The sequence below is a fragment of the Dyadobacter psychrotolerans genome (genome assembly GCF_004349265.1).
Classification (GTDB): Bacteria; Bacteroidota; Bacteroidia; order Cytophagales; family Spirosomataceae; genus Dyadobacter; species Dyadobacter psychrotolerans.
The window spans coordinates 403372-414268 of sequence record NZ_SMFL01000006.1; the positions used below are offsets into that span (position 1 = coordinate 403372).

A 10897-nucleotide genomic window follows, 5' to 3' on the forward strand; every position below is an offset into this window, starting at 1 on the left:
GTGCCGGCTGATTGTACGTTTTTATTGTTAGCCAAGACAAATAAATAACGGGCCAATGGTGTTTTCTGACATTAAAACGGCATAGAAACAAGTGATGTTCTATGCCGTTTTAATTAAATACTTTTTTGTATCTGCTTAATAAAGAGGAAATTCCTTCATCCAGTTATTAACCTCACCTTTAATTCCGGCAATTTTCGAATCATTGTCATGGTTAATCAAAACTGTATCTACCAGATCAACGATGCGCGCCATATCAGATTCTATCAAACCTCTTGAAGTCATAGCTGCCGTTCCGACACGGATACCGGAAGTTACCATCGGTGATTTATCATCAAAGGGTACCATATTTTTATTAATGGTAATATCAGCCTTAATCAATGTATTTTCTGCCAGTTTACCCGTCAATCCCGAATCGATTCCGTTTTTAGTACGCAAATCGATCAGCATCAGGTGGTTATCTGTTCCTCCTGAAATGATTCTGTAACCTTTTTCAGTAAACGCTTTCGCCATTGCCTGGGCATTTTTGGCTACCTGTGTTGCATAGTTGTAATAACCTTCGCTTAAAGCTTCACCAAACGCAATCGCTTTTGCAGCGATGATGTGCTCTAACGGTCCTCCCTGTGTTCCGGGGAAAACGCCTGAATCCAAAAGTGAAGACATCAAACGAGTCTGACCCTTTGGTGTTTTAATTCCGAATGGATTTTCAAAATCATTACGCATCATGATTACTCCTCCACGCGGTCCACGCAAAGTTTTGTGCGTAGTTGTAGTGACGATATGACAATAATCGAACGGATCTTTAAGCAAACCCTTCGCGATCAAACCTGCCGGGTGAGCAATGTCGGCCATCAGCAAGGCGCCAACCTGATCGGCAATAGCGCGCAGACGTTCGTAATCCCAGTCACGACTGTATGCCGAAGCACCGCATATTAATAGTTTTGGTTTTTCTCTTACCGCAGTTTCTTCAACTTTATCCCAGTTGATCAACCCTGTTTCGGCTTCAACACCATAAAAAACAGGACGGAAATATTTACCTGAGATATTTACCGGTGAGCCATGTGTTAAGTGTCCTCCGTGCGCCAGGTTGAAACCCATGATCGTGTCACCAGGGTTCAGGCATGCAAGAAAAACAGCTGTATTTGCCTGCGCTCCGGAGTGCGGCTGTACATTTGCCCAGGTTGCTCCAAAAAGTTCTTTCAGACGGTCAATTGCTATTTGCTCAATTTCATCCACAACTTCACAGCCACCATAATACCGTTTTCCGGGAAGCCCTTCTGCGTATTTGTTAGTAAGCACACTTCCGGCCGCCTCCATCACCTGTTTTGACGTAAAGTTTTCAGAAGCAATCAGTTCGATGCCGGATTCCTGACGATATTTCTCTTTATTTATCAGGTCAAAAATGGCTGTATCACGTTCAACGCTTGTGAGTGTAGACATGGGATTAACGGAAAAATGATAGTTGGTTGTAGATTAAGCTGCAAAAATACGAGCAATTCTTGTGGAATGAAAAAATACAACTCACTTTCTGGAAAAAGGCAGGAAATGGCTTCACAGATTTTAATCAGCAATAGCCTGTGTTCTCTTTTAACCTGTATAATGAAAGGAAAGTTATTTTTAAATTTTTTTAAGAATATTGGCTTTGAGTTGTATTTTTGCGAATGAATTCTAATCCGTTTGATTTCAGTCAAACCTTTTTGATCAGGTATGTTTGATCTTTTGGCGAATCAGGAAAGTTAAATACACACTTCGTTCATGACTTTTTGCTATCTGCAATTTTCTATTCTTAAACTCCGAAACAAATTTTAACCAATGGACCATCAGACTGTGAATCCAGAGACAATCTTAATGCAAGCTGCCAGTAATCAAACCGATGGAACGGTAGGACAGCCAATTACTTATGAAAAAATACCTACACAGATCTTTGCCGATTCCAAAGAAGCATCCAATGCTGTCGCTCAGGAAATCGCTGATCTGATACGCAGGAAACAAAAAGAAGGCAAAAGCTGTGTTTTAGGACTTGCAACTGGTTCTTCACCAAAGACCGTTTATGCAAGACTGATAAAAATGCACAGAGAAGAAGGGCTGAGCTTTAAAAATGTAATTTCTTTTAATCTTGATGAATACTATCAAATGGAACCTGATTCTATTTATAGCTATCACAGGTTTATGAAAGAGCAGCTTTTTGATCACGTTGATATTCCAAAGGAAAATTATTTTCTCCCGGATGGAACAGTTCCTCCTGCTTTGCTGCGTGACTACTGTATTTCTTATGAAAACAAAATCAGTGCAGTTGGCGGTCTTGACTTTCAGTTGCTCGGAATCGGGGGAAACGGACACGTTGGTTTTAACGAACCGGGATCTCTGATCAATGCACGCACCAGGCTGATCACACTTGACCATTCGACACGTGCAGCTGCTGCAATGGAATTTGGTGGTTTACATAAAGTACCCCGTAAAGCGATCACATTGGGTGTTGCTCCAATTTTAAGTGCACGCCGGATTGTATTGCTTGCATGGGGTGAAAGAAAAGCTTCTGTAATCCGCGGAGCCGTAGAAGGACCCGTAACTGAGCGTAATCCTGCATCTTATCTTCAGGCACATCCTGACGTCTCATTTGTTGTGGATGAAAGTGCGGCTTCGGAGCTTACAAGAGTAAAAACACCATGGGCTGTTGATTCGGTCGTTTGGGATAACAAAATGATTAAAAAGGCGGTTACCCATTTATCAAAAAGCCTGGGTAAGCCGATTCTTAAACTAACGGATAAAGATTACAATGATAACGGGATGAGCGATTTGCTTGCCCAGTATGGTTCAGGTTATGAGATCAATATCAATGTCTTTAACCAGTTACAGCATACGATTACAGGATGGCCCGGAGGAAAACCGAACGCCGACGATACCAATCGCCCGGAACGTGCTCAGCCTGCAAAAAAACGCGTTCTGATTTTTAGTCCGCATCCGGATGATGACATTATTTCAATGGGTGGAACTTTCCAAAGGCTCGTTGACCAGGGACATGAAGTGCATGTTGCTTACCAGACTTCCGGAAATATTGCCGTTGCTGATGATGAAGCACTTCGTTTTATTGACTTCGTTGTTGATTTTAACAAAGGATTCGGAATTGATAGTCCTGAGGCAAACAAATTATTTCTTGACGCCAAGACTTTCCTGAAACATACCAAAGACAGTGAAATCGATACGCCTGAGATTCGCCAGGTAAAAGGAATTTTAAGAAGAGGTGAAGCAAAAGCAACCTGCCGTTTTGTAGGAATTCCTACCAGCCAGGCACACTTCCTTAACATGCCTTTTTACGAGACAGGAACGGTTCAGAAAAAACCAATCGGAGAAGAGGATATTAAAATCGTTGAAAATCTGATTGAAGAAATCAAACCGCATCAGATTTATGCAGCCGGTGATTTTGCTGATCCGCATGGAACGCACAAAGTATGCTGGGACGCAATCGAAGCTGCACTGGAACGTTCGAAACATAAAAATTTCATGAAAGATTGCTGGGTTTGGTTATACCGCGGAGCCTGGGCGGAATGGGATATCTACGAAATCGAAATGGCGGTTCCGATGAGTCCTGATCAGGTTCTGAAAAAGCGTCAGGGGATTTTCAAACATCAATCACAAAAAGACGGAGTTGTATTCCAGGGAGATGATTCCCGCGAATTCTGGCAGCGTGCAGAAGAGCGGAACAGCGGAACGGCCCATTTGTATGACGAACTTGGCTTAGCAGAATATGAGGCGATGGAAGCCTTTGTAAGATGGAAATTTTAGAAACAGAAGCGATCTGATGCGCTTTTGAGATTTAAGCTTAAACAAAGCGGCCTGGCAAATGTTAATCATTTACCAGGCCGCTTTGTTATTTTTGTTCAGAAGGATGATAATCAGAGATTTCGTTTTTTTAATAAAAAATATCCTGACTGCTCGTTTGCTTTACTTATTCAGGTAACTTAAAAAAGACCTGATTATATTTTATTAGAACTCAAGAATCTTCCTTTCAATTTCTCTGTTATCAAATCTCGTAAAGAGTAATTTTTGAAAGATCAGGCAGGATCATAATCCCAGATCGATCCATAAACGATTAACCATTTTTTCAACCATTCCGACAATACCCTGAAATGCCCCGAAAATGATGCAGATCGGTAGTATTACGGGTAAAAAGATGAGCCATTGTAAGGCCATCGTTGCATTAAATTTTTTAAGACCGGGCGCTTTCATAGGGTATGGGTTATTCACTGATTTTACCTCGTACTTTCAATTTCTGTAATGATAACACAAATTTATTTTAAAACGATTCGACCATCGTTAAAATTTCAATAATAAATATAATTTTTTAACTAATTATATAGATACACACACTTACAGAAACAGAGGCGTTCCATCAAAAATCCTGAGCTCTAAAAAAAATTTTGTTAATTTGTTTATATATAGTAAAACATTCAACTCAATATGACGTCTTCCGACATCATTCAATTATTACCGGATTCAATTGCTAACCAAATCGCCGCCGGAGAGGTTGTCCAGCGGCCAGCGTCGGTAGTAAAGGAGCTTTTGGAGAATGCCATTGATGCGAAAGCAAATCAGATTCAGGTTATTTTACGGGAAGCCGGAAGAACTTTAATTCAGGTAATTGACGACGGTTCGGGAATGTCGGTAACAGACGCCAGAATGTGTTTCGAGCGGCATGCCACATCAAAAATAAGACAATCAGAAGATTTGTTCAGGATAAGAACCATGGGTTTCCGCGGGGAAGCTTTGGCGTCTATTGCAGCTGTGGCACAGGTGGAGTTACGTACCAGGCAGGAAGCAGATGAAATCGGTACTTTAATTAAAATCGAAGCTTCTGAAATCAAAACTCAGGAAGCGGTTGCCTGCGTTACAGGAACCAACATATCGGTTAAAAACCTGTTTTTTAATGTTCCTGCAAGACGTAATTTTTTAAAATCAAATGCTGTCGAAATGCGGCATGTTCTGGATGAATTTCAGCGAATTGCGCTTGCTCATCCGGAAGTTGCGCTCACACTGCATCATAACGATACCGAAGTTTTTAATCTCCAATCAGGAAAGCTGGTTCGGAGAATTGTTGATATATATGGAAAAAGCTACCGCGAACAGCTGGCTTTTTGTCAGGAAGATACATCATACATCAGTGTGCGGGGATATATAGGAAAGCCGGAATTTGCCCGTAAAACGCGTGGAGAGCAGTTTTTCTTTGTAAATGACCGTTACATCAAACACAGCTACATGCATCATGCGGTAGTCAGTGCTTTTGACGGAACGATTCCGGAAGGCAGTCACCCGTTTTATGTTTTGTTTATCGAAATTGATCCCTCACATATTGACATCAATATTCATCCTACCAAGACTGAAATAAAATTTGATGACGAACGGTCGGTCTATGCGATTATCATGGCTGCGGTAAAAAAGGCAGTTGGGGTTTACAATTTGTCACAATCCATTGATTTCGAAGACAATATTAATTTTTTAAGTCCGTCACCTTCGGATCCGAATCACAACATGGTGCCAAGGACTGTGATGCCGGACTGGGCTGCGCAGTCTAAAAAACCGGATTCAGGACAGTCGCGGTCTAATCTTACAAACTGGAATAAATTATTTGAAGGCCTGCAAAATACTGAGGACAGGCACAGGGAATTGGCTGCATTTGAGACCAATGTTTCTTCCGCATCGCGCCCACAGTACCAGGAACAAGCCATGACCGTTGCCAGCAAAGTAAACCGAATGGCTTCTGAGGTGATTGCTGCACCGGAAAGTAATGCAGTTATTTTTCAGCTTCACAACCGGTATATTTTATCTCAAGTGAAAGATGGTATCATGCTGATTGACCAGAAGGCTGCCTATGAACGGATTTTGTACGAACGATACCGCAAAATGTTAACCAACAGAAATGGTGCCTGTCAGCAGTTACTATTTCCTAAAACGATCCGTCTTACCCATTCGGATATGCAGCTGGTACATGAAACAAAGAAGGAAATCAGAAGTCTTGGCTTTGAATTTGATGAAATTGGTCCCACGGAACTGATTATCCGTGGTATTCCCGCCGATTTACCGGAAGAAAGTGAGCAGGATCTTTTTGAGGAACTTATAGAGCAATTAAAACAAAGTTATTCGGATCTGAAACTGAACAAACCCGAAAGTTTATCCCGTTCCTTGGCCCGCCGGTTTTCCATCAGATATGCAGTCAAACTGTCTGTTGTGGAAATACATACACTTATTGACCAGCTGTTTGCATCCACAGATCCAAACCGTACGCCTAGTGGTGAGGCAATTATCGTTTTACTGACGATGGATAAACTAAGCGGGATTTTTAAAGGTTAAGAATACGTTACAATTTGAACACAGATCACCTGATTGATAAAATATGTTATCCATTACCCCAACGGTACGAAATCTGTTAATACTTAATTTACTGTTTTTTGTTGTTGACTCTAAGCTCGGTTTATCCGGCAGTTTAGCTTTAAGGCCAGTGCTGTCTTCCGGTTTCATGCCTTTTCAGTTTATAAGCTATATGTTCCTGCATGCTGACTTTGGACATCTTTTCAGCAATATGTTCGGGTTATTTATGTTTGGGCCTTTGCTGGAAAGAGAATGGGGACCTAAGAAATTTCTGTTTTTTTACTTTTTTACAGGAATCGGGGCTGGATTGCTGTTTTCAGGTATCGGCTATTTTGAAAATACAATGCTGCGGAATGCAATAGATGTATATATTCAGTCGCCCTCGCCGGATGCATTGGTAGATTTCCTTAGTAAACATGCAAAAGGTTTATATGAAGCAAACCTGGAATTTGTAAATGCTTTTGAAGAAAATCCTACGAATTCTCATTATATTCAATCCAGTATTCAGCTTGTTAATATAACTTACGATGCGGTGATTAACCAGCCTATGGTTGGTGCGTCCGGTGCAATTTTTGGTATTCTGATGGCGTTTGGATTGTTGTATCCGAATATGGAGTTATTTATGCTCTTCATTCCGTTCCCTATTAAAGCGAAATATTTCGTTACGTTTTATGGGTTGTATGAATTATATTCAGGAATAAAAAATGCCCCGTCTGACAATGTTGCCCATTTTGCTCACATCGGAGGAATGCTATTTGCATATATATTGTTGCGTTACTGGGCTACCAAGAAAACAAACTATTGAGAGATGAGCAATATTGTAGACGACATAAAAAGGGAATTCGCTAAATCTGAAAATTCACTGGTAAAAATTATCCTCATTAATACCGCTGTTTTTCTCGTTTTACTTTTATCAAAAATCATTCTTACGCTTTCTCAGTCTTCTCATATTTATGGCTGGATTATGGACATGCTCCAGCTTCCGGCTTCCACAACCGATTTTGCATACAGACCATGGACGCTGATTACCTACTTCTTTACCCATGACGATATATTCCATATTTTGTTTAACATGCTGTTCCTTTACTGGTTTGGAAAGCTTGTTGATGAATATTTAGGTGCAAAAAGAGTAATTGCTTTGTATTTGCTCGGAGGGATTTTCGGTGGGATTATTTACATGGTGATTTATAATCTATTGCCGTATTTTCAGCCACACCTCGAACAATCCAAAATGTTGGGGGCTTCTGCCGCAGCGTTTGCCGTTGCTGTGGGTGCATCCACACTTTTACCAAATTATACTTTCAATCTGATATTTCTGGGCCCTATCAGGATTAAATTTATAGCATTATTTTATATTATACTTTCTCTGGCCCAAACCGTTGGACCTAATGCCGGCGGAAATCTTGCTCATTTAGGAGGTGCATTGGTAGGTTATGTGTTTATCAAAATGCTTCAAAATGGTACTGATCTTGGAAAACCATTGTATGCTGTGATGAATGGCTGGTCCAGACTTTTCCGAAAGCGGCCCTCAATGCAGGTTACTTACCGTGAAAAACAGGTATATCGCAGTACGAGCGTTTATTCTTCGGCTTCATCATCAGCTACTATTGAAATGCCAAATCAAACAGAAATTGACACGATACTTGATAAAATCTCAAAGTCGGGTTATGAGAGTTTGACCAAAGAAGAGAAGCAAAAGCTGTTCAAAGCGAGCCAGCAAAAATAAAAATCATATTGATTACCTATTTGATTAATTTTGTTCATGTTTTGGGTGGGATCAAATCTCGAAACTGACTTATAATTGCCTTCAATATGCTAATAACCCCAGGAAAACTGCTCGCGAAGATTGATTCTCCCGAAGATTTACGAAAGCTGGATCGTTCTCAACTTCCGCAGGTATGTAATGAATTGCGCCAGTACATAATCGATAATGTTTCAGTCTATGGAGGACATTTTGGTGCAAGTCTGGGAGTTGTTGAATTAAGTGTAGCACTTCATTACGTTTTCAATACGCCGGATGATCAGCTCGTGTGGGATGTAGGACATCAGGCATACGGACATAAAATATTAACCGGCAGAAGAGACGATTTTCATACCAACCGTACTTATGGAGGACTATCCGGTTTTCCAAAACGCAAAGAAAGCGTTTATGATGCATTTGGTGTTGGGCATTCTTCAACATCGATCTCGTCGGCCTTAGGAATGGCGGTAGCTTCGGCATTGGAAGAGAATTATCAGCGTCAGCATATTGCAATTATCGGCGACGGCGCTATGACAGCCGGAATGGCATTTGAAGGTATGAACCATGCAGGAGCCACGGATTCTAATCTGATTATCATTCTAAATGATAACTGCATGGCCATTGATCCTAATGTTGGTGCTCTTAAAGAGTATTTAACTGATATTACTACCTCACAGACGTACAATAAGTTTCGCGACGAAGTCTGGAATATGCTTGGTAAGATGAGCAACTTTGGAAAAAGTGCTCAGGAAATTGTTTCAAAAGTTGAGGCCGTTATGAAAACAGCTATACTTCGCCAGAGCAATTTGTTCGAATCTCTTGGATTACGGTATTTCGGTCCGATCGATGGAAATGATATAAGTCATTTAACCGAGGTTTTACGTGATTTAAAGAGCATTCCCGGGCCAAAGCTTCTCCATTGCCTTACGATTAAAGGAAAAGGCTACGGGCCCGCAGAAAAAGATCAAACAAAATGGCATGCACCAGGTATATTTGATAAAATCACAGGTGAAATTCAGAAGAAAGTATATGATGTACCTCAGGCTCCTAAATTTCAGGATGTTTTTGGTCATACTCTCGTTGAACTCGCCGAAAAGAATGAGCAGATTGTAGGCGTTACTCCTGCGATGCCTTCCGGATCTTCTATGAACATCATGATGAAAGCAATGCCCGACAGAGCTTTCGACGTAGGGATTGCGGAGCAGCATGCTGTTACCTTTTCAGCAGGGATGGCAACACGCGGTAAAGTTGTTTTTTGTAACATCTACTCCACTTTTATGCAGCGGGCATACGACCAGGTTATACATGATGTATGTATACAGGAATTGCCTGTTATATTTTGCCTGGACCGTGCAGGCTTGGTAGGAGCAGACGGGCCTACTCATCACGGCGTGTATGATATTGCATACATGCGTTGTATTCCAAATATGGTAGTAGCTTCTCCGATGGATGAGCAGGAGTTACGAAATATGATGTATACTGCTCAGCTCGATTCCTTCCAGAAGGGCAGTTTGGCCTTCACAATACGTTATCCACGTGGAAATGGTGTGATGCCCCAGTGGAAAACTCCTTTTGAAGAGATTAGGATCGGTACCGGGCGTAAAATTAAGGAAGGCTCGGACTTAGCTATTCTTTCGTTGGGTCCAATTGGAAATTTTGCTAATCAGGCTTGTGATCTTCTCGATAAGGAAGGAATAGACGCGGCACTTTATGATATGCGGTTTGTGAAGCCACTGGATGTGGTTATGCTACATGAGATATTTAGTCGCTTTGATCGTGTTATAACGATTGAAGACGGTTGTTTACAAGGCGGATTTGGTAGTGCTGTGATGGAATTTATGGTAGATAATGGCTATACTTCCCGCCTGAAACGCTTAGGTATTCCCGATGGAATCGTTGAGCACGGCGAACCGGAAGAGCTATACCATGAATGTGGATTTGATACCGCGGGCATCGTAAAACATGCCATTGAGATAATGTCTGCCGGTGTATCAGTTGCTCATTGAAGTTTATTCATCAGTAGTCCGCAAGTTTCGCTGTTTTAAGGCTTGTTTAGGAGTTTTGGAACACGAGTCTATTTTGTGGTGTCAAATGCTCCTGGGATAAAAAAATAGCTAACTACTTGATGATATAAAAGGCTCAGGCAGCTTGTATTGTCACTCGCGGGTCTCTTCTAGAAATGTGTTTTATTCCCCGCTGTAACACTCGCCTGTAGTTTAGCGATCATTAAGCGCTGCATTTTCAACTTCTTGTGGAGGTTGCTCTGTGTGGGTTCGAATCCCATCTTCGGCACATAATGCCGTTCTCGAAAGAGGGCGGCATTTTTTTGTGCACGCTGATTCGGTTTCGTTGTAATCGTATTGTGGCGACTAGAATGCGCGTCCCGCACCAGGCCTTCCCTCTGCTTCACCATGTTGGACTGCATGGGGCGATATCATCGGCCTGGGCGGCCCCGCCTGCGCGGCCCGGCCTGGGCGGCACGGCATCGGAAGAGGTGAAGACTTCGCGTCTCGGCGAGTCGTCGCACCGTCCAGGCCGATAGTCCTAAACACAAAAAGACCATCCTTTTGAGATGGTCTTCGTTTAATAGTATTGTGGCGGCTACCTACTTTACCAGGTTTGACCCAAGTATCATCGGCGGTTCTGGGCTTAACTTCTCTGTTCGGGATGGGAAGAGGTGAACACCAGGCCAATAGCCACCAACAAGATTTTCTGTTGGTTTATCAACAATGTCTTTTGAGTTTCAATGATTAACATTGAATTTCATGTCATATTGGAAGTAGAAGAGATAAAATA

Annotated in this window: 7 protein-coding genes and 1 rRNA gene; 5 read left to right on the forward strand and 3 right to left on the reverse strand. The window is 41.7% G+C overall.

Annotation, left to right across the window (positions count from 1 at the left end; genetic code table 11):
• Positions 1-135: 135 nt before the first annotated feature.
• Positions 136-1437, reverse strand: a complete 1302-nt coding sequence (gene glyA, locus E0F88_RS18880) for a serine hydroxymethyltransferase (protein ID WP_131959820.1) — start codon at positions 1435-1437, stop codon at positions 136-138.
• A gap of 408 nt (positions 1438-1845) precedes the next feature.
• On the opposite strand from glyA, the gene nagB reads away from it, so the two are divergent.
• Positions 1846-3780 (forward strand): glucosamine-6-phosphate deaminase, encoded by a 1935-nt coding sequence (nagB, locus tag E0F88_RS18885; RefSeq protein WP_131959852.1) that lies wholly within the window; start codon positions 1846-1848, stop codon positions 3778-3780.
• 279 nt (positions 3781-4059) lie between these two features.
• On the opposite strand, the gene E0F88_RS33740 is transcribed toward nagB, so the two are convergent.
• Positions 4060-4224, reverse strand: a complete 165-nt coding sequence (locus tag E0F88_RS33740; RefSeq protein ID WP_165940106.1) for a hypothetical protein — start codon at positions 4222-4224, stop codon at positions 4060-4062.
• Positions 4225-4455: 231 nt separating this feature from the next.
• On the opposite strand from E0F88_RS33740, the gene mutL reads away from it, so the two are divergent.
• From mutL to dxs, 4 genes are all read left to right on the forward strand, one after another.
• Positions 4456-6342 (forward strand): DNA mismatch repair endonuclease MutL, encoded by a 1887-nt coding sequence (gene mutL, locus E0F88_RS18890; protein ID WP_131959821.1) that lies wholly within the window; start codon positions 4456-4458, stop codon positions 6340-6342.
• Positions 6343-6385: 43 nt separating this feature from the next.
• Positions 6386-7165 (forward strand): rhomboid family intramembrane serine protease, encoded by a 780-nt coding sequence (locus tag E0F88_RS18895; protein WP_131959822.1) that lies wholly within the window; start codon positions 6386-6388, stop codon positions 7163-7165.
• Positions 7166-7168: 3 nt separating this feature from the next.
• Complete coding sequence (locus tag E0F88_RS18900; protein WP_131959823.1) at positions 7169-8086, forward strand: rhomboid family intramembrane serine protease; 918 nt, start codon at positions 7169-7171, stop codon at positions 8084-8086.
• Positions 8087-8172: 86 nt separating this feature from the next.
• The gene (gene dxs, locus E0F88_RS18905; RefSeq protein WP_131959824.1) at positions 8173-10107 is read left to right on the forward strand and encodes a 1-deoxy-D-xylulose-5-phosphate synthase; all 1935 of its coding nucleotides are present in this window, start codon (positions 8173-8175) and stop codon (positions 10105-10107) included.
• A 586-nt stretch (positions 10108-10693) separates the two neighbouring features.
• Here dxs and rrf read toward each other — a convergent pair.
• Positions 10694-10805: ribosomal RNA gene (gene rrf / locus E0F88_RS18910) — 5S ribosomal RNA — on the reverse strand.
• Positions 10806-10897 lie beyond the last annotated feature (92 nt).

Excerpts from the sequence above, each read along its gene's own strand:
- mutL (WP_131959821.1), top strand. The coding sequence starts at position 4,456 with ATGACGTCTTCCGACATCATTCAATTATTACCGGATTCAATTGCTAAC.
- E0F88_RS18900 (WP_131959823.1), top strand. The coding sequence starts at position 7,169 with ATGAGCAATATTGTAGACGACATAAAAAGGGAATTCGCTAAATCTGAA.
- nagB (WP_131959852.1), top strand. The coding sequence starts at position 1,846 with ATGCAAGCTGCCAGTAATCAAACCGATGGAACGGTAGGACAGCCAATT.
- E0F88_RS33740 (WP_165940106.1), bottom strand. The coding sequence starts at position 4,224 with ATGAAAGCGCCCGGTCTTAAAAAATTTAATGCAACGATGGCCTTACAA.
- E0F88_RS18895 (WP_131959822.1), top strand. The coding sequence starts at position 6,386 with ATGTTATCCATTACCCCAACGGTACGAAATCTGTTAATACTTAATTTA.
- dxs (WP_131959824.1), top strand. The coding sequence starts at position 8,173 with ATGCTAATAACCCCAGGAAAACTGCTCGCGAAGATTGATTCTCCCGAA.
- glyA (WP_131959820.1), bottom strand. The coding sequence starts at position 1,437 with ATGTCTACACTCACAAGCGTTGAACGTGATACAGCCATTTTTGACCTG.